The 25,892-nt window shown below is 34.0% G+C and carries 25 protein-coding genes; 9 read left to right on the top strand and 16 right to left on the bottom strand.

Annotated features, from left to right (window positions below; translation table 11 throughout):
• Positions 1-12 precede the first annotated feature (12 nt).
• From AAC053_RS01845 to AAC053_RS01865, 5 genes are all read right to left on the bottom strand, one after another.
• Positions 13-504 carry a DUF6646 family protein gene (locus AAC053_RS01845; RefSeq protein ID WP_339752048.1) on the bottom strand — a complete coding sequence of 164 codons (492 nt, stop codon included), beginning with the start codon at positions 502-504 and terminating at the stop codon, positions 13-15.
• A 399-nt stretch (positions 505-903) separates the two neighbouring features.
• Entirely contained in the window at positions 904-1,998 is a 1,095-nt protein-coding gene (gene bioB, locus AAC053_RS01850; protein WP_339752050.1) for a biotin synthase BioB, read from the bottom strand.
• A gap of 63 nt (positions 1,999-2,061) precedes the next feature.
• Positions 2,062-3,495, bottom strand: a complete 1,434-nt coding sequence (locus AAC053_RS01855; RefSeq protein ID WP_339752052.1) for an SPFH domain-containing protein — start codon at positions 3,493-3,495, stop codon at positions 2,062-2,064.
• 30 nt (positions 3,496-3,525) lie between these two features.
• Positions 3,526-4,161, bottom strand: a complete 636-nt coding sequence (locus tag AAC053_RS01860) for a hypothetical protein (protein WP_339752053.1) — start codon at positions 4,159-4,161, stop codon at positions 3,526-3,528.
• Between the two features lie 57 nt (positions 4,162-4,218).
• Positions 4,219-5,358: a beta-ketoacyl synthase N-terminal-like domain-containing protein gene (locus tag AAC053_RS01865; RefSeq protein ID WP_339752054.1), complete on the bottom strand. Its 1,140-nt coding sequence runs from the start codon at positions 5,356-5,358 to the stop codon at positions 4,219-4,221.
• A 128-nt stretch (positions 5,359-5,486) separates the two neighbouring features.
• Between AAC053_RS01865 and AAC053_RS01870 the strand changes: the two genes are divergently transcribed.
• Positions 5,487-5,912: a cytochrome c oxidase assembly factor Coa1 family protein gene (locus AAC053_RS01870; RefSeq protein ID WP_339752056.1), complete on the top strand. Its 426-nt coding sequence runs from the start codon at positions 5,487-5,489 to the stop codon at positions 5,910-5,912.
• Here the strand turns inward: AAC053_RS01870 and bioA are convergent, their stop codons facing one another.
• The 4 genes from bioA to AAC053_RS01890 all read right to left on the bottom strand — a co-directional run bounded on the left by bioA (position 5,913) and on the right by AAC053_RS01890 (position 9,451).
• A complete protein-coding gene (gene bioA / locus AAC053_RS01875) occupies positions 5,913-7,178 on the bottom strand; it encodes an adenosylmethionine--8-amino-7-oxononanoate transaminase (protein ID WP_339752059.1) in 1,266 nt (421 codons plus the stop codon).
• An 87-nt stretch (positions 7,179-7,265) separates the two neighbouring features.
• Positions 7,266-7,874 (bottom strand): dethiobiotin synthase, encoded by a 609-nt coding sequence (gene bioD / locus AAC053_RS01880; protein WP_339752061.1) that lies wholly within the window; start codon positions 7,872-7,874, stop codon positions 7,266-7,268.
• The gene (locus tag AAC053_RS01885; RefSeq protein ID WP_339752062.1) at positions 7,871-8,284 is read right to left on the bottom strand and encodes a DUF2007 domain-containing protein; all 414 of its coding nucleotides are present in this window, start codon (positions 8,282-8,284) and stop codon (positions 7,871-7,873) included. Before AAC053_RS01885 ends, bioD begins: the two co-directional genes overlap by 4 nt.
• A 39-nt stretch (positions 8,285-8,323) precedes the next feature.
• Positions 8,324-9,451, bottom strand: a complete 1,128-nt coding sequence (locus AAC053_RS01890; protein ID WP_339752063.1) for a pyridoxal phosphate-dependent aminotransferase family protein — start codon at positions 9,449-9,451, stop codon at positions 8,324-8,326.
• Between the two features lie 112 nt (positions 9,452-9,563).
• Here AAC053_RS01890 and AAC053_RS01895 point away from each other — a divergent pair, with 112 nt between their 5' ends.
• The 5 genes from AAC053_RS01895 to umuD all read left to right on the top strand — a co-directional run bounded on the left by AAC053_RS01895 (position 9,564) and on the right by umuD (position 12,630).
• Positions 9,564-10,073 (top strand): DUF2975 domain-containing protein, encoded by a 510-nt coding sequence (locus tag AAC053_RS01895; protein WP_339752065.1) that lies wholly within the window; start codon positions 9,564-9,566, stop codon positions 10,071-10,073.
• 3 nt (positions 10,074-10,076) lie between these two features.
• Positions 10,077-10,601 carry a DUF2975 domain-containing protein gene (locus AAC053_RS01900; protein ID WP_339752067.1) on the top strand — a complete coding sequence of 175 codons (525 nt, stop codon included), beginning with the start codon at positions 10,077-10,079 and terminating at the stop codon, positions 10,599-10,601.
• A 2-nt stretch (positions 10,602-10,603) separates the two neighbouring features.
• Positions 10,604-10,810 carry a helix-turn-helix transcriptional regulator gene (locus AAC053_RS01905; RefSeq protein WP_339752069.1) on the top strand — a complete coding sequence of 69 codons (207 nt, stop codon included), beginning with the start codon at positions 10,604-10,606 and terminating at the stop codon, positions 10,808-10,810.
• Between the two features lie 20 nt (positions 10,811-10,830).
• Positions 10,831-12,087 carry a Y-family DNA polymerase gene (locus AAC053_RS01910; protein ID WP_339752071.1) on the top strand — a complete coding sequence of 419 codons (1,257 nt, stop codon included), beginning with the start codon at positions 10,831-10,833 and terminating at the stop codon, positions 12,085-12,087.
• A 102-nt stretch (positions 12,088-12,189) separates the two neighbouring features.
• Positions 12,190-12,630, top strand: coding sequence for a translesion error-prone DNA polymerase V autoproteolytic subunit (gene umuD / locus AAC053_RS01915; protein ID WP_339752074.1), 441 nt, complete (start codon positions 12,190-12,192; stop codon positions 12,628-12,630).
• A 55-nt stretch (positions 12,631-12,685) separates the two neighbouring features.
• Here umuD and AAC053_RS01920 read toward each other — a convergent pair whose 3' ends face one another.
• The 7 genes from AAC053_RS01920 to AAC053_RS01950 form a co-directional block, all read right to left on the bottom strand.
• Positions 12,686-12,961 (bottom strand): hypothetical protein, encoded by a 276-nt coding sequence (locus tag AAC053_RS01920; RefSeq protein ID WP_339752076.1) that lies wholly within the window; start codon positions 12,959-12,961, stop codon positions 12,686-12,688.
• 17 nt (positions 12,962-12,978) lie between these two features.
• Positions 12,979-14,487, bottom strand: coding sequence for a F0F1 ATP synthase subunit beta (gene atpD / locus AAC053_RS01925; protein WP_339752079.1), 1,509 nt, complete (start codon positions 14,485-14,487; stop codon positions 12,979-12,981).
• A 190-nt stretch (positions 14,488-14,677) separates the two neighbouring features.
• Positions 14,678-16,156 carry a G-D-S-L family lipolytic protein gene (locus AAC053_RS01930; protein ID WP_339752082.1) on the bottom strand — a complete coding sequence of 493 codons (1,479 nt, stop codon included), beginning with the start codon at positions 16,154-16,156 and terminating at the stop codon, positions 14,678-14,680.
• 21 nt (positions 16,157-16,177) lie between these two features.
• The gene (locus AAC053_RS01935) at positions 16,178-19,018 is read right to left on the bottom strand and encodes a TonB-dependent receptor (RefSeq protein WP_339752085.1); all 2,841 of its coding nucleotides are present in this window, start codon (positions 19,016-19,018) and stop codon (positions 16,178-16,180) included.
• 174 nt (positions 19,019-19,192) lie between these two features.
• A complete protein-coding gene (glmS, locus tag AAC053_RS01940) occupies positions 19,193-21,040 on the bottom strand; it encodes a glutamine--fructose-6-phosphate transaminase (isomerizing) (RefSeq protein ID WP_339752087.1) in 1,848 nt (615 codons plus the stop codon).
• An 11-nt stretch (positions 21,041-21,051) separates the two neighbouring features.
• Positions 21,052-22,761 (bottom strand): DUF4270 domain-containing protein, encoded by a 1,710-nt coding sequence (locus tag AAC053_RS01945; RefSeq protein WP_339752088.1) that lies wholly within the window; start codon positions 22,759-22,761, stop codon positions 21,052-21,054.
• An 8-nt stretch (positions 22,762-22,769) separates the two neighbouring features.
• A complete protein-coding gene (locus AAC053_RS01950) occupies positions 22,770-23,582 on the bottom strand; it encodes a glycogen/starch synthase (protein WP_339752089.1) in 813 nt (270 codons plus the stop codon).
• Between the two features lie 110 nt (positions 23,583-23,692).
• On the opposite strand from AAC053_RS01950, the gene panC reads away from it, so the two are divergent.
• The 3 genes from panC to AAC053_RS01965 are packed head-to-tail and all read left to right on the top strand — an operon-like array spanning position 23,693 to position 25,872.
• Positions 23,693-24,544 (top strand): pantoate--beta-alanine ligase, encoded by an 852-nt coding sequence (gene panC, locus AAC053_RS01955; protein WP_339752091.1) that lies wholly within the window; start codon positions 23,693-23,695, stop codon positions 24,542-24,544.
• Positions 24,545-24,557: 13 nt separating this feature from the next.
• Positions 24,558-24,908, top strand: coding sequence for an aspartate 1-decarboxylase (gene panD, locus AAC053_RS01960; protein WP_339752094.1), 351 nt, complete (start codon positions 24,558-24,560; stop codon positions 24,906-24,908).
• A gap of 4 nt (positions 24,909-24,912) precedes the next feature.
• A complete protein-coding gene (locus AAC053_RS01965) occupies positions 24,913-25,872 on the top strand; it encodes a lysylphosphatidylglycerol synthase transmembrane domain-containing protein (RefSeq protein ID WP_339752097.1) in 960 nt (319 codons plus the stop codon).
• Positions 25,873-25,892 lie beyond the last annotated feature (20 nt).

Consider the following 25,892-nt stretch of genomic DNA (forward strand, 5'->3'; position numbering starts at 1 on the left):
TTAAAAGGTAAACTACAGATTAAATGTAGCACCTATATTTAAAGTAAACTGATTGTAGATATAATAACCAATATCAGTTTTGTCGTTACTATATTTTGCTAAAGGGAATGTAGCTTCAGTAAATATTCCAAATCCCTCAGAGAAGAAATAACGTGCACCAATATGGCCACCAAAATTCTTTAAGCTTAAGCTAAGACCAGGATAAACATCGAAATTTTCATCGATAGCTAAAACGTTACCTAAATTGGCATTAAATCTTGCTTTTAAATCAAAACGATCACCAAAATCTGCACCAAAACTATCATCAATACCTAAAGCATAAGATGAAGATACACCTATAGAAATATTATCACCTAAACCGTAATCAAAGCTCACATTAATACCTGTTGCTTCATCCTGAAAATTAGCACCAATTTGAAATTTTTGATCTCCTTTGCCATCGAATGCCTGTGCACTGACAAATGAAACAGAAATTAATGCCATAATTAAAACTAAATTTTTCATAATCTTCTATCTAAAATTTGAATGGGCAAATATATTATAAGTTTTTAAACTGAAGCCGTTTTCTTAAAAACTCTTATGTGTTATAGAAACTTGGTCTTTGTGATGGTTTTAATAACAGGAATTTCTTGTAGATTTAAGTGCAATATTCAAATGCTTAGTATAACGAAGCTCATAAAGCGTTACTAAAATTTATTTATTGAGTTAGTCACTTAGTTGCTGTTAGTTTTGATACTGTCATTCAATTAGTTACAATGTGTTTTTCTTTAAAAATATGCAAACATACTGATAGAATCTTCTAGTTCTTCCTTCGGTTTTATGTAACTAGTTTAAAATCAGTAGAAATAAAAATAAAATCACGTTTCTTAAGTGTATAACTCAATTTATTTATTTTAAAGTAAACTACTTTAAAATTTTAGCTTTTTGTTTAGCCTCTTCATTACGTTCAATTTTATAATCTGGTCGCGACCATTTTGGTTTCTCACCTAAATGCTGATATTGAGAATCTTTAGCTTCAACAGATTCTGGTTGCATTTTTTTAATGAATGGCTTTTGAGTACTTAAACCTAAAACCTTAAACATTTCCATATCCTCACTCACATCTGGGTTTGGTGTTGTTAAGAGTTTATCTCCTGCAAAAATAGAATTGGCACCAGCAAAGAAACACAAGGCTTGACCTTCTCTTGTCATTTGAGTTCTTCCTGCAGACAACCGCACTTGAGTTTCTGGTATTACAATACGAGTTGTAGCTACCATACGCACCATATCCCAAATTGAGATAGGTTCTTGTTCTTCTAAAGGTGTGCCTTCTACTGCGACTAATGCATTAATAGGTACAGATTCTGGTTGAGGATTTAAAGTTGAAAGCGCAACTAACATTCCTGCTCTGTCTTCAACCTTTTCTCCCATACCAATAATACCACCAGAACAAACCGTTACATTGGTTTTACGAACGTTATCTATAGTTTCTAAACGATCTTCAAAACCACGAGTAGAAATAACTTCTTTATAGTACTCCTCTGATGAATCTAAGTTGTGATTGTAGGCATATAAACCAGCTTCAGCTAAACGTTGCGCTTGGTTTTCTGTAACCATACCAAGTGTGCAACACACTTCCATATCTAGCTTGTTTATGGTACGTACCATTTCTAAAACTTGATCAAACTCAGGCCCATCTTTTACATTTCTCCAAGCTGCTCCCATACATACACGTGAGCTTCCAGATGACTTAGCGCGTAAAGCTTGCGCTTTTACTTGCTGAACACTCATTAAATCATTGCCTTTAATGTCTGTGTGATAACGTGCCGCTTGTGGACAGTAACCACAATCTTCTGGGCAGCCACCAGTTTTAATAGACAATAAAGTAGAAACCTGAACTGTATTTGGGTCGTGGTGCTCTCTATGTATTGTTGCTGCTTCGTAAAGCAGTTCCATTAAGGGTTTGTTGTAGATCTCTAGAATTTCTTCTTTCGTCCAGTTGTGTCTTACTACGCTCATAGAAAATTATTATGTTGTAAAAATAGAAAATTCCACTTTGTAAAGTGGAATTTTCAACTTGTTTTATTTCTTTTCAGAAGTATCAATTTCCGCCTCATCTGCTTCAATCTCTTTTTTGTCTTTACCTTTTAAATACTCAGGTAAATCCATACCAGCCATATTAAACATTTCTTGTAAAGGAGGTACTGATTTGTACATGCCTGATAAGAAATTAGCGGTTGACGATTTTCCGTCTTCACCATTTCCGCCATTATCCCAAACCGTAACTTTATCAATCTTAATGTTCTTTATAGCGTCTGATTGAATTTGTACCAGTTCTGGTAATTTATCAGCAATTAATAACAATACAGCATCTCTACTATTGTTTCCAGCAGCTTTTACGATTTCTTGTAAACCAGCAGCTTGTTTTGTTAAGACTTCAAATTGCCCTTGAGCTTCTGCTTGCGCTTTAAATAGTATCGCATCAGCTTCACCTTTTGCACGTCTTCTAATACGTTCTGCTTCAGCTTCTGCATCAATTTCAACTTTACGTTTATCAATTTCAGCAGGTACAATAATATCAGCCATTTGAGAAGAACGTTCACGTTCTGCTCTAGCAACTTCTGCATTTTGCTCTGCGGCATAAGACTCTTCTAATGCTTTTGCAGTCTGTACTTTCTCTGATGCAATAGCCACACGCTCTGCTTCTGCTTCGCGTTGACGACGTAAAGAATCTGAATTCGCTACCGCAATTTTCGCAGTGTTTTCACCTTCTACAGCTTGTGCATTTGCTGCAGCAACTTGTGTTCTTTCATCTTGTACAGCATTAGCCTCACCAATTGAACCATCTCTAGTTTTTTCTGCAACCGACTTACGAGCTGCATTAATTGCATGTGCAGCAGCTTCTTTACCAAGCGCTTCAATATAGCCAGACTCATCTACGATATCTGTTATGTTTACGTTGATTAATTTAAGACCTACTTTCTTTAATTCAGTTTCTACACTCTGTGAGATATTAGTTAAGAATTTGTCACGGTCATTATTAATTTCTTCAATATCCATTGAAGCTACTACTAAACGTAGTTGACCAAAAATGATTTCTTGTGCTAATTCTTGAATTTCATTCTGACCCAATCCTAATAAACGCTCTGCTGCATTTTGCATAATACCTGGCTCAGTTGATATACCAATGGTAAAACGAGAGGGAACATTAACACGAATATTCTGTTTAGATAAGGCGTTAACTAGATTTACCTCAATGGATATTGGTGTTAAATCTAGGAATTCATAATCTTGAATAACAGGAATAATAAATGCAGCACCTCCATGAATACATTTGGCCGATTGTCCTCCGCCAACTTTACCATAGACTACTAATATTCTATCTGATGGACAACGTTTATAACGTTTTATTAAAATAATTAAGGTTAATACTATAAATAATGCGACAAATATTAGCAACATAGGTCCACCTATGCCATCCATATTAAAGTTCTCTTGTATGCTCAGTAATTTCATATGTTATTGGGTTTAAGGGTTGATTATTAATTATAAAAGTTTCTTTTGAGCGTTATTACTTAGCAATGGCTCTTTATTAGCTTTTGAGGGCTCAATTGGTTTACGTGTGTGGTCAACAATGAGAATACCGTTTGAGGTAACATCGACGACCTTTATAATGGTTCCGGATTTTAATTCGGTTAATGAGTCTGTAAGTGCATCTAACTCTCGCATAGTGCCTTGTACACTAACATTTACTTTTCCCATTCTAGAGCGATCTGCACCTATGGTCAAATAGACTTCGCCAACAGCATCAATAGCATTTGTGTAATTTAATGTACCGCTATCAGTAAGTTTACTAATAAAATAAAATAGTGCTGCCATAATTGTCATCATTAACAATCCAGATAACAGAGAGATAATGATAATTACAGGTTTTGATAAGCCAGCGTCAATACTTGCAATTCCACTCCAACCAAAAATGGTGAAAAAGCCTATCAAGTTTTTAAAGGTGATGAATTGAAACCCTGCACCTGAATCTATGTCAGAGTCTACTTCGTCTATATCATCAGCATCTCCTCCGGTAAATGCCAATAACATTACTACCGAAAAAATTAGAGAGCCTATAATGGCTATTAACCAATAGACTTTTGTGAAAAATTCTAAATTTGAAAACCATTCAGTCATAACTTTGAGATTTTAAATGCGTGAATAAATATACGACCATTATAAGACTGCGCAATCTTATTTTGAAAGTAAAATAGTCACTGCATTACCACCAAAGCCGACGGCATTAATCATAATTTTTGAAATCTTTTTTGGACGCGATTGCTCCAAGTACGGAATGTCAATAAATGTTTGATGGTTAAGCATAAGCACCGCCATTTCTATACTTAATAGTCCGGAAGCTCCAAGACTATGACCTACTTTCATCTTATTAGTAGTTAATGAAGGAATTTTGTTACAAAAAATCTGATTTATTGCATTATATTCTGCAAAATCACCTTTAATTGTGCCAGGTGTATGTGTTACTATAATATCAATGTCTTCTGGGTTTAAATCACCTAATGCCATTCTCATAGAGCGCTGAAAACAATCGGCATTAGTTGAAAGCGATGCATTATGTTCTAATAATTCTGTTCCATAACCAATACCTTCTATAATGGCTAAAGCGTTTTCAATTTTTCCTTTTTCTAAACAAGCCATTGCTGCTCCTTCTCCTAAAATCATTGTGTTTTCGGTTTTATTAAAATCGAGTGCGCGACAAGGGTATGCATTATCTTTTCTGGCATAGATTTTAAGGGCCTTCATCTGTGCAATTGTAAATGGTGTTAATGGAGCCTCACTACCACCAACTAAAAATTTATTGCACATACCAGAATTTAACCAAGCGACTCCATTGAGCATGGCATGTAATGCGGTAGAACATGTAATTGAATGAGAAATCTCTGGACCTTGCGTTTGTAGATCATGTGCAACCCAAGACGAAATATTACCAAGGGTTGTGGTTGGGGAACTTAAGGTTTCGGCTTTGTTTTTATTTAAAAAACTTTCAAAATAGGTTTCAAATAAACCTGTAGCACCTCGAGAAGAACCAATATTAATCCCAAAATTATCTGAAGCTGACCATCCAGCTTCTTTAATCACTTCTCTTGCCGAGAAAATTCCAAACAAAACAGAATCATCTAGTTGTTTGTATTTAGTGTTTGATTGTCGGAGTTTTTCAATCTCTTTTTTGGCTTCGCGAGATAATTCTGCAACAAAAGTTCCATCTTTTTCGTTAAAAAAGTGAGCGTTAGATTTATAATTTCCCCAGATGGTTTCTTTAATAAAACCTAAAGGTGAAATGGATGAAATAGCAGTTATAGAAATGGGTTGATTCAATAGAAACTTTGTTTAAAACAAAAATAAGATTTAAACCCTAGTCTAAAAATGAACTGCTCTAATTTATTATCAATTTGTAACATAATCTTTTTTTAGTTTACTTACATTTAGTAATCAATTAAAATAGCATGGAAGAAAATAAACAGAAAAGTTGGTTTAGTAGAAATTGGGGATGGGTACTTGGTGGCGGTTGTTTGTCAATAATTGTTATTGTAGCTTTAGCTATAGGAGGTTTAATTTATAAAGTTACAGATGCTGTAAAGGAATCTGAACCTTATACACATGCGTATGCTAAAACGATAGAAAATGAAAAAGTTATTGAATTCTTAGGAACTCCAATTGAGACTAATGGTATGGGAAATACGAGCTATAAATATGCAGATGGATCTACTACTGCGGAATTAACGATACCAATAAAAGGCCCTAAAGATGAAGGTAATATTATTGTTGATGCTGAAAAAATAAATGATGAATGGACATATAATTCACTTTATGTAAAAATTGATGGGGAAACAGAAACTATTAATTTATTAGAGACTGAAATTGAAGAATAGCTAGACGATCTCTAAAGCGTCTTCAATCACTCTATATATATTTTGAAGTTCTTCTTCAGAAATAACATACGGAACCTGAATGTAAATCGTATTACCAAGAGGTCTTAAAAACACACCTCTGTCCATAAAGAATTTTAGAAGTTTATCACGCAAACTTCCATAGCGTTCCATCTTGGTATTGAGATCTAAGGCAAAAATCACACCTATTTGTCGTGTAGATTTAACTTTAGGATGTGCTTTAATATGGTCATTAAATTTTTGATGCGAGTTAGTAATTCGCTTAATATTATTCTGGATATCTTCTGATTGCAAAAGTTCTATTGCAGCTATTGCAGCAGAACAAGCGATAGGATTCCCTGAGTAAGTATGGCAATGAAAAAAGCCTTTTGCCATGTCGTTACTCAAAAATGCATCGTAGATGTTTTGAGTGCATGAGGTTATTGCCATTGGCACTAATCCTGCTGTTAAGGCTTTACTTAAACAAATAATGTCTGGTTTTGTATCTACATAATCAGAAGCAAAATACTTACCCGTTTTACCAAAACCAGTCATAACTTCATCTGCAATAGTTAAAATGCTATGTTCTTTACAAAACTTAAGAATGGTGTTTAAACCATCAGCATCATGAACTTTCATTCCGGCTGCTCCTTGTACCAAAGGTTCATAAATAAAACCAGCGATGTCATAGTTAGATGCAAAGTTTTGTAATTGATTTAGTATGTCTTTGTGATTTGTTCCGTTTGGTGTTGGAATGCGCTTTACATCAATTAAAAAGTTTTCAAAGGGGCCATTATAAACAGATAAGCCAGAAACACTCATTGCTCCAAAAGTATCTCCATGAAACCCGTTTTCAAAAGCAATGAATGTTGAGCGTTTTTTACCTTTATTAAAGTAGTATTGCAATGCCATTTTTATACCAGCTTCAACTGCAGTGGAACCATTATCATTAAAGAAAATTTTATTCTGACCTTTGGGTAATATCTTAATAAGTTCTTCGGATAACTTAACAGCAGGTTCATGCGTAAAATCACTAAACATCACTTGGTCTAGTTGCTGCATTTGTCGGTAGACCTTTTCAATAATATAGTCATTGCAATGACCAAACATACAAGTGTACCAAGATGAAATGGCATCTATGTAGTCATTTCCGTCTTCATCAGTTAAGATGCAACCTTTAGTTTTTACAATAGCTGTACTTTCTGGATGTAATTGATGCTGTTTTAGTGGGTGCCAAAGGTGTTTTTTATCTCGTTCTTTTAAACTCATTATCTTCTTTTGTCATTCCTGCGAAGGCAGGAATCTATATTTTATTCACTAGGCATTATGGATTCCGCATCAAGTGCGGAATGACAGTTACAATTTCTCTTTGAATTTTTCAGCATATTCTTTAATCACATTCTTATCAAAATACGGCTCGTCATTTATTCTTCCGATTACTGGTACTCCGGTCATTTTATCAATTATTGATTCTGTAGACTTGTGTTCGTCGCCACTATAAATTAAAGCGATATCAAAACTTTTAGCTTTTAGAGTATTTATAGTTAGAAGTATATGATTAATACTTCCTAAATAATGGCGAGATACCACAATGACTTTGTCTTTTGGTTGTATAAGATCTAAGATTGTGTCTTTATCATTTAAAGGCACCATCAAACCTCCAGCACCTTCAATAACTAGATGGTTTTTAGTTTTTGGACGTTTTATTTGTTTTAAATCTATAGTCAATCCATCAATTTCTGCTGCACCATGAGGACTCATTGGTGTTTGTAAGGCGTAACTATTAGGATGAAAAACGGATTTAGAATTCGACACCAATTGTTGCACTTTTTTAGTGTCGCAATTATCTAGTTCACCGGCTTGTACGGGTTTAAAATAATCTGCATTTAGGGCTTCAACTAAAATTGCTGAAGCTATTGTTTTACCAACATCTGTTGATATGCCTGTGATAAAGTAGGTTTTCATTTTACAGGGAATTCAGTTTTACAATCTTCACATACATATTGATAGCGTGTACTAAATGGTAAAGTTCCAAATAGGAAACCTATTAAAAATGACATCATTGATTTAAAATCTTTTATTGTCGAGTATAAGTCAATATGTTCTTGTTTACAATTTGGACAAATAATCGGTTGCCCTTCGTCGTCAACAGAATACTCTTTAATGGATTTAAGGATGTCTTTAGCTTTGTTTTCGTCTTGAGCAAGCACTTTAAGCTTAACGCCTCCAATAGCATTACTCACCAATGGATCGGTATCTATAGTGATATTATCTCTTAAGAATACTTCAATTCCATCGGCTTCTAATCGCCCTTTTATGATTTGTGCTTCAGATGAATATTGAAATCTAGCAACGGTAACAAATGTCTGACTCATAATTTTTTATGATGAGATACTGAAACGAGTTCAGCATGACTACGTCACAAAGGTAGCTAACAAGCCCAAGACTTCCGAAATTTCTTGCTTAGAATTGTAGCTGTGTAAACAGAAGCGAAGCCGCTCCTCGTTTTTTGGCACTGTAGGTGATAAAATAGGTTTTACATCAAACCCTTTGTCTTTAAGTTGATGCGCAACAGATTTCACATTTTCATTACCTGAAATTATGCAACACTGGATGGCTGAATTACTTTCGATAAATAATTCCTGAAGGTTAAGTCTCTTAATTTCTGATTTAAAAAAAGAAATGCTTTCACTAAGTAATCTAATAGTATCAGTTGCAACTAATTCTTCATATGCCATTTTCAGTGTTGCTAATGAATGCGATGGTAAACCCGTAGTATAAATAAAAGGGCGCGAAAAATTAATGAGATAATCCTTTAAATCTTGAGAACCTATAATAGCTGCTCCATGACAACCAAGAGCCTTACCAAAAGTTATAATTCTTGCGAAAACTGAATTTTCAAGACCAAGCTGTTGTACTAGACCTGTTTTAAAAACACCCAAAGCATGTGCTTCATCAATTATAATATGTGCTTTATGTTCTGCGCAGCATTCTATAAATGTTAAAATATCTGGAGAATCACCATCCATTGAGAAAACAGATTCAGTAACAACGTAAACTTCCGATTTGTCATGCTGAACTCTTTTCAGCATCTCAGCTAAATCTTCTAAATCGTTATGTTTAAATTTATGAGATTTAGCATTACTCATACTTATACCATCTCTTATGGAAGCATGGCAATACTCATCATATAAAATGACATCACCACGTTGCGGTACAGAAGACAATAAACCTATGTTAGCGTTGTAACCCGAATTAAAAATTAGCGCGGCTTCACTTTTGTGGATATTAGAAAGTTCCGTTTCTACTTGAGAATATAAAGAATGATTCCCTGATAGTAAGCGTGAACCTGTAGCTCCATTCTGTTTAAGATTTTTGTCAATAAGATATTGATGCGCCTTATTAAAAATGGTTTCTGATTTTGAAAAACCTAAATAGTCATTTGATGAAAAATCTACTAGATTAGAATCAGAACCCAATTGCCGAAACGCATTGTTGTCTTTTCTTCCGTCTAGTTTTTTGTATAGTTTTTTTGGTAACACGAGTCAAAGATACAAACTGTATAAAGATTTTGAAATTATCTTTTTTTAATAAAAAATTATTGTTTATCAATAATTTTTATATATTTGTTATTGTAAAACGATAATTTTTAACATGCGAAAATTAATTATTCTAAAAAGTTTAGTGGATTTTGTTTGGATAGTAACTTGTATACCAATGCTATTGTTAATGGCTTTTTTTACAGCCTATATGTTTATTGATCCATACGCTTTAGATATAGTATTTGATAAGATGACTTTTAGTGATATTGCTTCTAATACTATAAAACAAATTTTTGGACTGTTATATATAGTTGTGGTATCGCTATCAATTTACTGTCTCTTTATATTTAGAAAGACCTTGCGTTATTTTCAAAAAGTAAAACCATTTCATTTGGATGTAATTAGAAACTTCTATAAAATAGGTTATTTACTTTCTGGAATTGGTGTCTTTGGAAGTCTGTTGTTTTTTATAGCACGATTGGTGTCGCAAGGACAGTTTAAAATCAATTTAGGTTTAAGTCCTTTTATATTACTCGTTTGCCTTGGTTTATTTTTTATGATTCTGAGTGAGGTCTTTAAAGTAGCAAAGCAAGCCAAAGAAGAAAATGAATTAACTGTATAAATTATGAAAGACAACACAACCATATTAACCGTTATAACTTATGCTATTTTATTAGGTGCTGTTTCAGTCCTTTTAAACGATATGCACGAGTTTGATTTTAACCAGTTTGAAAAGTTTCAGAATTGGGCGAAAACTGCAGATAAGAGTGAGTCTTGGTTTACTTCTAAGAATGCGATTGAATGGAGTTACTATGCTATAAGTACGGGTCTTTTCTTTTGGAGAGCTTATCTCATATATGGCTTTAGTTATTTTTTATCCATATTAAAGGAAGTTGAAACTGGCAATTACTTTAGCGATAAGAACATTAGTTATTTTAAAAAGATTGGAAATATTTTTATTAGTTATACCGTGGGTGTATTGATTCTTAGGTTTCTATTAGCTGCAATAGGTGAATCTACTTTCAGCTTTTTTAATGAACTCAAAGCAGAATTTACATTTTTAATTCCTGCAGGATTAGCGTTCTATATTTTGGCTGAAATTTTTGAAAAAGGAAAACAAGTAGAAGAAGAAAACGACCTAACTATTTAATAATGCCAATAGTTGTAAACTTAGATATAATGTTGGTTAAGCGCCAAATGAAAAGTAAAGACCTTGCTGAAATCATAGGCATAACGACGGCTAATTTGTCAATTTTAAAATCTGGCAAAGCTAAAGCTGTTCGATTTTCAACTTTAGAAGCAATTTGTAAGGCTTTAAATTGTCAACCTAGTGATATTTTAGAATACATTGAAGACTAAATCTATTACCTTTATAGTCTATGTATGCTTTAGTAGATTGTAATAATTTTTATGCTTCTTGCGAGCGAGTTTTTAACCCGAATTTGGAAGGACAGCCTGTTGCTATTTTAAGCAATAATGATGGTTGTGTTATTTCTATGAGTGATGAATCTAAAGCATTAGAGCTTCCCTTTGGTGCACCAATCTTTAAATGGGAAGGGTTTTGTAAAGCGAATAATATTAAAATACTTTCATCAAATTATCCACTATATGGCGATATGAGTAGTCGTGTAATGAGAATACTAGAACAGTTTTCACCAGATATTGAAGTGTATAGTATAGATGAAGCTTTTCTTCAGTTTAAAGGCTTTGAAAATTATGATTTTCAGGATTACGGAAATCAAATGAGACAACGTATTCTTAAATGGACAGGCATTCCGACCTGTGTTGGTGTAGCTTCTACAAAAGCATTAACTAAAGTTGCTAATAAGATTGCACGTAAATTTCCTAACGAAACTAAAGGAGTTTATGTGATAGATTCTGAAACTTCAAGAATTAAAGCATTGAAATGGATTAAACTTGAAGATGTTTGGGGAATAGGTAGAGCATTGCAAAAACGATTAAAAGCAAAAGGGTGTAAAACAGCATACGACTTTACGCAATTGCCAGATGATTGGGTGCGCAAAACCTTTTCGATTACAGAGTGGAAACTAAAAAAAGACTTAGAAGGAGTTTCAAAAATAGAGTTAGATGCTCCTAAAACAAAACGCGCTATTGCTACAACACGAAGTTTTGAATATACCTATTCAGATATAGATAATATAAAAGAACGCATTTCTACCTTTGCAACAAGTTGTGCCGAGAAATTGCGCAAACAAGGATCTAGTTGCCACATGGTTATTGTGATGTTAAGTAGCGATAAGCATAAAAAAGATTTAGAACAACACAGAGGAAGCACTATGGTAAGTTTTCCGTATCCTACGGATTCTTCTTTATTAATTAGCACGCAAGCCGTAAATGCTGTAAAATCGATTTATAAAACAGGCATTAAATATAAAAGGGCAGGAGTTATTGTTACAGGTATAGTGCCAACCGATAATTATCAATTAGATTTGTTTAACAAAGAGAACCCTAAGCATAAGCCTTTAATGGCTGCTATAGACAACATAAATAAAAAGTATAAGGATTATAAAATTAAATTGGGAAATCAAGATTTAGAACGCACTTGGAAAATGCGCCAAGAACGCTTATCGCCAAGATATACGACTAATATTAATGATATTATCGTAGTTAAATAAAATTCCTTTGAAAAAAGGAATCTCATGAATTGTAACTAAATTTAGAATTGAATTAAGAAGAATAAGATTCCCCTTTTTCAAGGGAATGAAAACGAGTTTTCTATGATAGCACACAAATCTTCAAGTTTAACGTTTTTCGTACCAGAAGCCATTGAAGGGGCTGGTACAAACTTTTTTGACACAGGCATCTCTGCAGGTTTCCCTTCTCCAGCAGACGATTTTAAAGAACAACGTTTATCCTTAGATGATGAGTTGGTAAAAAACAAGGAGGCGACATTCTATGCAAAAGTGAGTGGGCAATCTATGATTGGCGCAGGTTTAGATGATAACGATTTGTTAGTTATAGATCGAAGTTTAGAACCAGAAAACAATAAAATAGCAGTTTGTTTTTTAGATGGGGAATTTACTGTAAAACGCCTTAGAGTATCTGATGGTGAGGTGTGGCTTCAACCAGAGAATCCAGATTATCCAATTATAAAAATTACAGAAGAAAACAACTTTCTTATTTGGGGAATAGTTACCAATGTGATTAAGAAAGTGTAATAAAAAACGCGAAACTATTAAGTTTCGCGTTTTTTATTATAATGATTGAATATTATTAATCAGCTAAAATAATTAGCTTATTATCTTTCATTTCAATAGTACCAGAATTGATAGCTAACCAAACGCCATTATCAGCCTTCGTAAACTTATCTTCTACTTCTTCTTCGAGTGTAACAGAACCAGCAACCTTTACATGACCTTCTTTAAGAATAGACACAATAGGTGCGTGATCTTTTAACATTTCGAATTCTCCGGTAACACCAGGGACAGTAACAGAATCAACTTCTCCACTAAATAAAGTCGCTTCTGGTGATACAATTTCTAAATACATAATTCTGAAATTTTAGATTAAGCTTCAGCTAACATTTTCTCTCCAGCTTCAACAGCTTCTTCAATAGAACCTTTAAGGTTAAATGCTGCTTCTGGTAAGTGATCTAATTCACCATCCATAATCATATTAAAACCTTTAATTGTTTCTTTAATATCTACTAAAACACCTTTAAGACCTGTAAATTGCTCTGCTACGTGGAATGGTTGAGATAAGAAACGTTGTACACGTCTTGCTCTACCTACAGCCATTTTGTCTTCTTCAGATAATTCTTCCATACCAAGGATAGCAATAATATCTTGTAATTCTTTATAGCGTTGTAATAACTCTTTTACACGTTGTGCACAGTTATAATGCTCATCACCTAAAATATCAGCTGTAAGAATACGTGATGTAGAATCTAATGGATCTACCGCTGGGTAAATACCTAGCTCAGCAATCTTACGAGATAATACTGTTGTTGCATCTAAGTGAGCAAACGTTGTTGCCGGAGCAGGATCCGTTAAATCATCCGCAGGTACATATACTGCCTGTACAGATGTAATAGATCCTCTTTTAGTTGAAGTAATACGTTCTTGCATCGCACCCATTTCAGTTGCTAATGTAGGTTGGTAACCTACTGCAGAAGGCATACGACCTAATAATGCAGACACCTCAGAACCAGCTTGTGTAAAACGGAATATGTTATCTACAAAGAAAAGTACATCCTTTCCTTGACCTTCACCAGCTCCATCACGAAAATATTCTGCAATAGTTAAACCAGATAATGCCACACGAGCACGTGCTCCAGGAGGCTCATTCATTTGTCCGAATACGAATGTGGCTTTAGACTCTTTCATTCCAGCTTTATCAACCTTGGTTAAATCCCATCCACCTTCTTCCATAGAGTGCATAAAGTCATCACCATATTTGATAATGCCAGACTCTAACATCTCACGAAGTAAATCGTTTCCTTCACGTGTTCTTTCACCAACACCTGCAAATACAGAAAGACCACCATGACCTTTTGCAATATTGTTAATCAACTCTTGAATCAATACTGTTTTACCTACACCAGCACCACCAAATAAACCAATTTTACCACCTTTCGCATAAGGTTCAATTAAATCGATTACTTTAATACCTGTAAATAAAACTTCAGTAGACGTTGATAAATCTTCGAATCTTGGAGCTTGTCTGTGAATCGGTAAACCAGCATCACCAGCTTTAGGTAAAGCTCCTAAGCCATCAATAGCATCGCCAATAACATTAAAAAGACGTCCGTAAACATCTTCTCCTACTGGCATTTGGATTGGAGCACCAGTTGCAAGAACTTCTGTTCCTCTACTTAAACCATCAGACGAATCCATTGCGATAGTACGTACGGTATCTTCACCAATGTGAGATTGTACTTCTAATACTAATATTGAACCATCTTGATTTTTAATTTCTAATGAATCATAAATCTTTGGAAGCTCTGAACCAGCAGCGAATTCTACATCGATAACTGGACCTACGATCTGTGCAACTTTACCTGTAACTTTTGACATTACTCTTATGTTTTTGTTATGCAATAATTTAAATGTGAAAAACAGCTCATCCAATCTAGTTGAATACCTATATTTTTCGCGCTGCAAAGATATAGTTTTATTTAAAAATAAGAGTAGTTTTTTTCCTTTTTTATGTATAAAAAAAACACCTTCACTATGAAGGTGTTTTTACAAATTATATGAAGCCTTGTTATTGTAAACCAGCAGAGTAATTTGTATTGTAAGTACCTATATCAACTAGGTTACCTGAGGCTTCAAAATTAGAACCATATTTTAAGTCAATAGCTTTTAAAAATTGATTAGCTAATAAAGCATAACCTCTAGAAGTTGGGTGTACACCATCTAAAGAGAAGGCACCTCCAGTAACAAAGTCTGATGTTAAATTGTAATTTCCAGAAGGTAAGTTACCATCTTTCAATAAGTTTAATAAAGCATTAGCATCAACAAATGCTAAATTTGCTCCACTAGCTTCTGCTTGTATTGTTGCGTTAAAAGCGTCTGTAGCCATTTTAATTTCTAATTGCTCTTCTGGTGTTAAAACCCATTTATCTTCTAATTGGATTTGTGTTCCATAACCTTGTGGGATTAAAGATAATAATGGTAATAAAAATAAATCTGCAGCGGTAGCTTGTCTATAGTTAGGAATACCAAAACTACTTAAGTCAGTCAAATCTTCATCAATTAATACCAGTGCATTATTTGCACTTTCCGAAAAAACTACAGTTCTTTTATCTACTTCTTCTTGAGTTAATAACCCATTTGTAAAAGCAAATTGTAGTCCACCATTATAAGTAGCATAACCTTGGTTTAAGGCACCTGCTGTTGCTGCATCTAAAGGTACAGGGTTATGTGGTACTGTAGTAAAGTGAGGTATAGCAGTTACATCAGGTATGTTCGCAACAACTCCTTGAGCGCCTCCAGCAGTTAATGTCGAAACCAAAGTAGAATACGCAAAATCAAATGTTGCTTGAGGTGTTATGGGATCGTAGTCTTCAGACATTGTATTGCTTTCTCCTCCAGAGAGAGCATAACCTAATACGTCATTATTTCCTATCCATAATGAAAAGAAAGTAGGTGCTTGTGCCATTGCATCTGCAATAACAGAAGTTGTTGTAGAACTAGCCATTCTAACAAAAAATGGATTTGCCGTAGCCGGCACAGCGAATAAACCAGAAAAATTCCCATACCCTGGAGCTAATAAATGAAAACTCTTAGCGCCTGGAACACCCATGTTATTAAAAGGTCCAGTTGGATTATTTAGTACAATATCTGTTGTGGTCATTGCACCAGGATTAAGTGATGTAATTGGTACAGGTGCAGTGCCATTAAATACTAATCTAGGTCCAAATCCTGGTAAAGGAGAACCACCAGCTAATAAACCACCAGTATTATCATTCATTAAAGGTTGGGTAAAGTTACCACCACCAATTAAAGAAAATTGATCAGCCATGATACTTGGCGTCGAATTTTCCTGAGCAATACTGTATAAAGTCCCGTCTGCAAAACCAGCAGTTAAAGAGTTACCCAATGCTACAAAATTTGAAAAATTTGCATTACCAGCAGTTAATTCTGGTAAGACCTCTGTGTCACTTCCTGAATCATCATCACTCTCACAGGCCAAAAAGCCTAAAGTAAGAAGTGATAATGCGATGTATTTTATATTTTTCATTTTATATTTTCTTTTTCGTTATTATAGATTGTTGATTGTCCATGATGCGTAATACATAGAGCCTACGAACCCTGTTCCAATTGCAGTAAAATACTCATCTTGTAAAAGATTAGTTGCACCAACTTTAAATGTTGATTTGAGACTCGGTACTCTATAATTAATTTGAGCGTCTAAAACATGAAATGCAGGAATATTACCATCACCAAAACCTGCTTCCCATAAATAAGAGTCACTCCATCTCCAAGCTACATTAAATCCGAAATTTTTAAATAACTCAGTTTTACCAAAAGACGCTTTTACCTTATGCTCTGGTGTGTTAAAATTAGTCTGAAAATCTGGATTTTTCTTTTCGTCAAAATCTAATTTTGCGTAAGTATAATTCATACTTAAATCAAAACCGTCGAAAACTTTTGTAGAAACTGCGATGGCAGCTCCATACGAATTAACTTCAGCTTCAGAATTTGTGTAGGTTCTATAAGTTTGAAAATCATCATTTTGTAAAGCTGCCAAGATTAATTGTGTATCTTGATTTAAACCAGCTACAGATGCTGGGTTTGAAGGGTCATATCCTGTAAGATCAAAATTAGCATTATCACCATAATAAGGGGCAACTACAGTTTCATTAGATAGAAAATCTTGGTACGCACTGTAATAAGCAGAAGCATCAATAATAATCTTTCCTAACTTACCTCTATAGCCTACTTCAAAAGAACTTACTTGTTCTGGCTTTGCAAGATTTGAGTTTGCCACTAAATCTCGACCATTATCAGCTGGGTTGTGTGTAGCAAGTGACGCGGCTCCAGTTGCAAATAGAGAATTTGAATAAGCTCCCTGACCAGAAAAGTCAATAGTGTTTGAACCGATTATATTTGCTCCAAATGGACTTACTCCATAGGTTCTTACATAGCGATCAGGATTATCAACAGCCCCTCCAACAAGATTAATAACACCTAAGTTAAGTCCGATATAAAGTGATTGTGTATCAGGATTCCTAAAACCTGTTTGAAATGAAGCTCTAATATTGTGGTTGTCATTTATAGTGAAACCAGCAGATATTCTAGGCGATAAAAAGGCATCAAATAACTCTGACTTGTCGTAGCGTACAGAACCTGTTAATTTTAAATCAACATTTTCATTTAGCTCTAGACTTTTTTGCAGTTGTGTATATATACCAACTTCAGAAAATTTTATTGGACCATCGGCATCTGTAAAAACCGTGCCAGATGAATTCAACTGATATTGTCTATACGATCCACCAACTTGTATTTCAATAGCATCCCAAAGATGACTAAAGTTATAGTTGGCATCTCCGTGATAGATTTTTGAATTATCTTGAAATTTTGAACCCGTATTTAAATCCGGATCGTTTATTGTTTGATTGAAAGCAGCTTCAAACTCTGGTGTTCCAGGTAAGAAACGACCTGTGTCAGCTACAGCTCTTGATGCTGCATGTTTTTCGGCTTCAGTTAATCCACTTGGGTTTCCAGAGAACTCTATGCCTGCATAAGTACCAATATATTGTTCAAACCAATCATTATCACTCTTCCAAGCTCTATTAATATTTATACCAGTAAAAAACATGTCATAAGAATCACCTGCTTTGTCTTCAGTAACATAGCCTCGTATGAAGAAATTATCATTTTTAACTTCAATTTTGTGCTGTTGTAAAAAGAAGTTTTTAATACTATATCTATTCCCTCCTTGATAAATAGTACTACCAGAACCTACTTTACCTACATATTGAATTTCAAAATCATTCTCCCAAGGTCTAAAGTAGAGTCCCCAATCTGCTTTTATACTTTCGGCATCATAATTAGTTAGGTCTTTTTCTTCATAGCCTGTTCTACTAACAACAACATCTGGGATTATACCTAAGCCTGAAGCTGTTCTAATATTTGTTGAAACTTCATCTCCATATACATTAACTCCATTATAGTCTAAGTCATTTTCTCTAGTTCTACCAGTAGTCACAAAATTATCAGGCCCTTTACTTTCTGTATTAGTAGCAAACCAATCTGTACCTTTTAGGTAACCAAAATTTACTTTAGCTGCAAATTTCTCACTGAATTTGTATGCCATTCTAACGCCTAAATCAGTATATGTATTATCTCCGGCTGCATCTTGGGACGTAAGACCTCTTTTTACATAACCACTTATACCCGAATGATCAAATGGACTTTTACTTTGCATAAACAAAATACCGTTAAAAGCATTCGCTCCATATAAAGCCGAAGATGCACCAGGTAGAAGTTCTACACTTAAGACATCAGTTTCTGTCATTCCTAATAAATTTCCAAGAGGGAAATTTAATATTGGTGCTGAGTTATCCATTCCGTCAACCAATTGCATAAAACGCGTGTTAGCAAATGTTGCAAAACCTCTGGTATTTATAGATTTAAAAGTTAAACTATTGGTGTTAATATCTACACCTTTTAGGTTTTCTAAACCGCCGTAAAAATCTGCGGAAGCAGTATTTTTAATTTCTTTTAGACCAAATCGTTCTACCGTAACTGGTGATTCAAAAATACGTTCGGGTGTACGCGATGCAGAAATTACAACTTCATCGAGTGCGTTGCCTTCTTCTAAAGTAACATCTACAGTTTGATTCTTGGATGTTATCTCAATGGTTTGAGGTTCAAAACCGGTATAACTTATACGGATTGAAAATGGTGGAACTTGATCTACCGATAGCGTATAATTACCGTCAAAATCTGATACAGTACCAGAGCTGGTACCTACTACGACAATATTTGCACCAGGTAAGGGTAACCCAGTATTGTCAGAAATTTTACCTTTTACTGTGGTTTGAGCAAACGATACCACACAAAAAAGCATTGTGAAAAGCTTTAAGATTGTCTTCATTTTAGAGAGTTAGTTAATTTATTAGATGAGCAATTTAATTAAATATATGAAAATTTAGTAAGAAATTCTCATAAAATTATGCGCGCATAGTAAATTATAAAAAAAATTAAGCCTATAAATTGTAGATTCTACAATTTATAGGCTTAAAAAATAGGATTTTATAATCTGTTTTAGTTATTCAACTGTAACAGATTTAGCTAAATTCCTAGGTTGATCTACATTCTTATCTAACATAACCGCAATGTGGTATGATAATAGTTGCAAAGGAATAGTCGTTAATAACGGTGTAAGACATTCAAGTGTTTCTGGAACTTCAATAACATAATCTGCCAATTCTTTTACGCTTGTATCGCCTTCTGTAACAATGCCAATAATTTTACCTTTTCTAGATTTTATCTCCTGTATATTACTTACAACTTTTTCGTAATGTCCTTTTTTAGTAGCAATAACAACAACTGGCATTTGCTCATCTATTAATGCAATAGGGCCATGTTTCATTTCTGCGGCTGGATACCCTTCTGCATGGATATAAGAAATCTCTTTTAATTTTAATGCACCTTCTAAAGCAACAGGGAAATTAAATCCACGCCCTAGATACAAAAAATTGGTAGCATCTTTATAAATATCTGCTACAGTCTGAACGTAAGCATCAGATTTAAGTGCTTCTTCTACTTTGCTCGGTATGGTCTCAAGTTCAATTAAGTGATGTCTAAATTCTGAACTAGATATAGTTCCTTTGGCTCTTGCTAAACGTAAAGCCATTAAAGTAAGTACTGTTATTTGTGTTGTAAATGCTTTTGTCGATGCCACACCAATTTCTGGGCCAGCATGTGTGTAAGCACCTGCATCAGTCTCTCTAGCTATAGAAGAGCCTACAACATTACAAACACCAAATACAAATGCCCCTTTAGATTTTGCTAATTTAATAGCGGCTAAAGTATCTGCTGTTTCACCAGATTGCGATATTGCTATTACGACATCTTTTTCTGTTATTACAGGATTTCTATATCTAAATTCTGAAGCGTATTCTACCTCAACAGGTATCCTCGCTAGATCTTCAAAAATATATTCTGCAACTAAACCAGCATGCCAAGATGTACCGCAAGCGACAACTATAATACGATCAGCAGCAAGAAATTTTTTCATGTTGTCTTCGACACCTACCATTTTAATAATTGCCTCATTACTTAGTAGTCTTCCTCTAAAGGTATCTAAAATAGCACTAGGCTGTTCGTAAATTTCCTTCAACATAAAGTGGTCGTAACCCCCTTTTTCTATTTGCTCAAGATTAAGTTGAAGTTCTTGTACGTATGGATCAACTAAAGCATCATTTTTTATTCTTCTAACCTTAATTTTTTTCCCTCTTCTAATAATTGCCATTTCTTCATCTTCAAGATAAATAGCATTTTTAGTATATTCAATAAATGGTGAAGCGTCACTTGCAATAAAGAATTCGTCGTCGCCAATACCAATAGCTAATGGACTACCTAATCTTGCAACCACAATTTCATTAGGTTTATTTTTGTCGAAAACAGCGATGGCATAAGCGCCTACAACTTGATTTAAAGCAATTTGAACAGCCTTACCGAGTTTTGTGTTTTCATTTTTCTTTACATCTTCAATAAGGTTGACTAAAACTTCAGTATCTGTATCTGATTTAAAAGTATAACCACGCTTAATTAATTCTTTTTTTAAGGCAGCGTAATTCTCAATAATACCGTTATGGATAATTACCAAATCTCCAGAATTAGAGTAATGCGGATGAGAGTTAACATCGTTTGGAACACCATGTGTAGCCCAACGTGTATGGCCCATTCCTAGAGTCCCGTCAGTAGAAATTTCAGTTTCAATACGTTCCTTAAGATCAGATACTTTTCCTTTGGTTTTTGAAAGTTTGATATTATTTCCGTCGTATAAAGCAATACCAGCACTATCGTAGCCACGATATTCTAGTCTTTGAAGTCCTTTAATTACTATAGGGTAAGCCTCTCTATGACCAATATATCCAACAATTCCACACATAGGTTAATTTTTTAGTTATTTGGTTCTGTGTAATATATTTCTAAAAACACTCTTTTACTTTCGTCTAGGGCATTATTACCATGTAATACTGTACCTCGTGGTGATAAAACCGAGCTTAATGGTATTGTAAAGCCTGAATTATCAGTGCTTTGCACTTCTTTTTGTCCAAGCGCTATGATTGGGCTTTCTAGATTAACATTAAGAGAAACGGCTAAACCTAATTTCACATTAGTTGAATCATTTAATAATAGATTATTAATATGTTCTGTAATCTTCAATTTGTATTTAATTCCGTTTCCAGCTGACTCATCATCAACACGTTGCAATGGACCAAGATGATTAATTATCGAAAACGAAGGTAAGCTGTTGTTTGCTCCATCTCTACTATAATCGATTAAAGACGTTTTATTATCTATATCATATAAATAAATGCGATCTGGTTCGTTATTTTGGATACCTTCATTGTCTGGCAAACTTTCTTGGTCAACATAAAAGACTAGATTTGCTTCGTTGACTAAGCGTTTTGAGTTCACAAATTCACCATCCACTAGATTTACGAAATCACTTCTAAATTTTTCAAAATTAGTTATACCTTCGGCTTCATCGTAAAATCCATCAAAAAGTTTTACTACTGCAGCAGAGCCTTCTCCACCTTTTAAATAGAGTTTACTATCTCCATTCACTTCATCACCGTTATTAATTGGAGTGGTGAAATCGTTTTCTATAAAATTAATTCTATTTGGGCCAAACCTAAGAACATAAGTTGATTGGTCAGTTGCATCTTCATCGTCAGTGGTCGAAGGTGTCAGGCGTGTATAGTGTATAGTGATATTAGCGTTTTGATTACCAGTATCTAGTATTAAGAAACTGCCATTATTTAGATATGATTCCGCTTTAAAGTAAAGACCTCTAAAATATTCTGCAAAGTTGTTTTGATTGCTTAAAACAGGGTCGTCTTCTTTATCTATTATTTTATTTTGCCAGTACGTTGGATCTAATTTAACTCTTAATCTGGGTGATAGTCTCTGCGAAACTTGTGCTTCACCATCCTCGTCATCTTCTTCTAAAACAAACCCTTCTTTACTTATATTAATAATATTACCTCCATCTGAGTAAGATGTTTCAGAACCTGTAAGCATTATAAGCTCTTCCCCTTCTAAGACAGCATCTGATATAGGCTCTGTTGCTGATGCAGATTTATTTGAAAAATAAGCTTGACTCTCATTAAACTCTCCGTTAGGATCAAAATCTCTTATAAAATAATTACTTTCAAAAAGGCTTAATTTTATTGAGTTGTAGGTGTCGGCTTTAGGTAAAACAGAATCTATGTCGTATAATATGTCGCCGTCTTCTTCACCTGTAGCAGTACTAAAATAAGGAATCGTTAATACTACGGAATCTATCGCAACTTCATCGCCAAAACTTGGACTAAAAGCACTGGCTGTAATCTGATTTACAAAACTATAAGTGGATCTTCCATACGAATCATCGTACACACCAAGAGTATTAAGATTAACACCGAGGTTATTTGTTTGAACAGGCCCGAGAACCTTTGTATATGTGATAACATCGTGTTGTTCTGATAAGATATCAAAATTAGTAGCATTCTGATTGTTAATAATATCAGATTCTAAATCAGCATAGTCTTTATCACAAGCGATAAAACTTAGTACAATTAGTGCGAATGCGGTAATATGTAGGGCGAATTTATTTTTTTTCATAGGTAATATTAACTGTTTAATACAGTATTTGTGTAAAACTCTGTGTATGGATCTGCAAATTCTTCAATAGAATAAAATTCTAAAACAGGTTTTGTTAAATCATTAATGTATGTATCTAATTCTTTTGGTAATTCTTCAGAACCTCTAATAATAGCATCAGAATTATCAATAGCAATTTTCATTAAATTAATATAATCAGGCTTCTTTAAGGATTTTGTTGCTTCTTCATCTAAACCATCAAAATTTATTTTAGCGAGCATGTCTTTATCTAACGCACCTTCAAAACTTTGATTGTACACAGAGGTTACTATTTTACTTTCAGTAAACAGAGGTTCTGTTTTGTAAAACTCTTTTAAATATAAAGGTAATAAGGATGCAAGCCAACCGTTAACATGAATAATGTCTGGTGCCCAATTCAATTTTTTAACAGTTTCAATAACTCCTTTTGCAAAGAAAATAGCACGTTCGTCATTATCTGGGAAGAGATTTCCGTTTTCGTCTGTTAATGTCGCTTTCCTCTTAAAATAATCTTCATTATCTATAAAATACACCTGAATACGTTCTTTAGGGATAGATGCCACTTTAATAATTAACGGCATATCTAAGTCGTTAATCACCAAGTTGATTCCAGAAAGCCTAATCACTTCATGTAATTGGTGTCTTCTCTCATTAATATTACCAAAGCGAGGCATAAATATGCGTATCTGACCGCCTTGTTTGTTTACCATTCTTGGTGCTTCAAATGACATTGAAGAAATCTCAGTCTCTGGTAAATATGGAACTACTTCCGAGGACACATACAATATTCGTTTATCTTTCATAAATCTGCTGCTTTTAAAAATTAAAAGTAAAAAACATGCAAAATTACAAAATTTTGTGCAGATTGCCAGTAAAATATTATGTTTGCACGCGTTAATTTTTTGTTAGAGTATTGAAAAAATTTCACAATAGAACCGAATTATCATATCATATTGATGCTATAAAAGCCAAAGGAAAGTCCATTGGGTTTGTACCAACTATGGGAGCACTGCACAATGGTCATTTATCATTGGTTAATAAAGGATTAAGTCAGAATGATATAGTTGTGGTTAGCATTTTTGTTAATCCTACTCAATTTAACAACCAAGAAGATCTTGTTAAATACCCAAGAACTTTAGATGCTGATGTTAGTCTTTTAAAAACAGTAAGTGATACAACGATTATTGTATATGCTCCTTTGGTAGAGGATATTTATGGCGGCAATATTAAGTCTCAATCGTTTAATTTTGATGGATTAGAGCGCGAAATGGAAGGTGCATTTAGAGACGGTCATTTTGATGGTGTCGGTACAATAGTGAAGCGTTTATTAGAAATTGTAAAACCAGATTACGCATATTTTGGTGAAAAGGATTTTCAGCAATTACAGATTATTATAAAACTTGTTGAGTTACACCATATTCCTGTAAAAATTATAGGTTGTGCCATTTACAGAGCAGAAGATGGTTTAGCTATGAGTTCTAGAAATGAAATACTGACACAAGAGCATAGAGATGCGGTGCCTTTTATATATAAAACGCTAAAAACTGCCAAAGTAAAGTTTGGTACAAAAAGTGCTCAAAGTGTTACGGAATGGGTTGAAAAGCAATTTAAACAACAGCCGCTCTTAGAGCTTGAATACTTTAGTATTGCAGATACAAAGACCTTAAAACCAGTTAAACGAAAATCAACAAAAAAAACATATAGAGCGTTTGTAGCTGTATATGCTGGCGATATTAGACTTATAGATAATATTGCACTAAATTAATTATCTTTGCCTCATGCAAATTCAAGTTGTAAAATCTAAGATACACCGTGTAAAAGTTACAGGTGCAGCCCTGAATTATATAGGAAGTATTACAATCGATGAAGACCTCATGGAAGCCGCTAATGTTATACAAGGTGAAAAAGTTCAGATTGTAAATAATGACAATGGTGAGCGTTTAGAAACCTACTGTATTCCTGGCCCTCGAAATAGTGGAGAAATAACATTAAATGGGGCAGCTGCACGTAAAGTTGCGGTTGGTGATACACTAATTCTTATTACTTATGCGTTTATGGATATCGAGGAAGCTAAAGTGTTTAAACCATCATTAGTATTCCCTGATGAGGCAACTAACCTCCTAAAATAAACCGTTGAGTAAATCTAAATCCATCCTAAAAGTTGTACTGCCTTTACTCTTAGGAGTTGCTTTGGTTTGGTATTCTCTTTCTCAAATTTCGATTTCTACTTTAGTTCAGTATTTTAAAGATGCTGATTATGTTTGGATAATTTTAGGTGTAAGTCTAGGTGTTTTAAGCCATATTTCTAGAGCTTACCGTTGGTTATTTATGGCAGAACCTTTGGGTTATAAACCAAAATTTACAAATAGCTTTATGGCCGTGTATTCGGCATATCTTATAAATTTCACGATTCCCAGAGCTGGTGAAATAGCCAGAGCTTCCATTTTAACGAATTATGAAGGTATTCCTTTTGATAAGGGTTTTGGCACTATAGTTGCCGAGAGAATTGCTGATACCATTATGCTGCTTATAATAATAATATTGGCACTCTTTTTAGAATTCGAATTCATTTATAATTTCTTTGCTGATAAATTTAATCCTATATCATTGTTTTTAGGTGTGTTTATAATTGTTGCGATAAGTGTTTCACTTTTCTTATTTATTAAGAAAAGCACTTCTAAGTTAGCTGTAAAAGTTAAGAGCTTTCTTTCTGGTCTAATTGAAGGCGCACTTAGTATTTTTAAAATGAAAAAGAAATGGGCATTTATATTTCATACTGTATTTATTTGGCTGATGTATGTACTAATGTTTTATGTCACAACTTTTGCTTTACCAGAATTGCAAAACATTTCAATTGCAGCCGTACTTATAGGATTTATATTGGCAAGTTTTAGTATTGCAGCGACAAATGGTGGCATTGGCTCTTTCCCAGAAGCAATTGTTATTGCTTTTTTATTATTTAATATGCCAGAAGATCCAAGTAGAGCTTTTGGTTGGATTATGTGGTCCTCACAAACATTAGTAATTATAATATTAGGAGGTTTATCTTTAATTTACCTTCCAATTTATAACAGAAAGAAAACAACGGTATAAAAATATTTTTTACCTTGCTT

Origin of the sequence: uncultured Winogradskyella sp. (genome assembly GCF_963975125.1) — a bacterium.
GTDB lineage: Bacteria > Bacteroidota > Bacteroidia > Flavobacteriales > Flavobacteriaceae > Winogradskyella.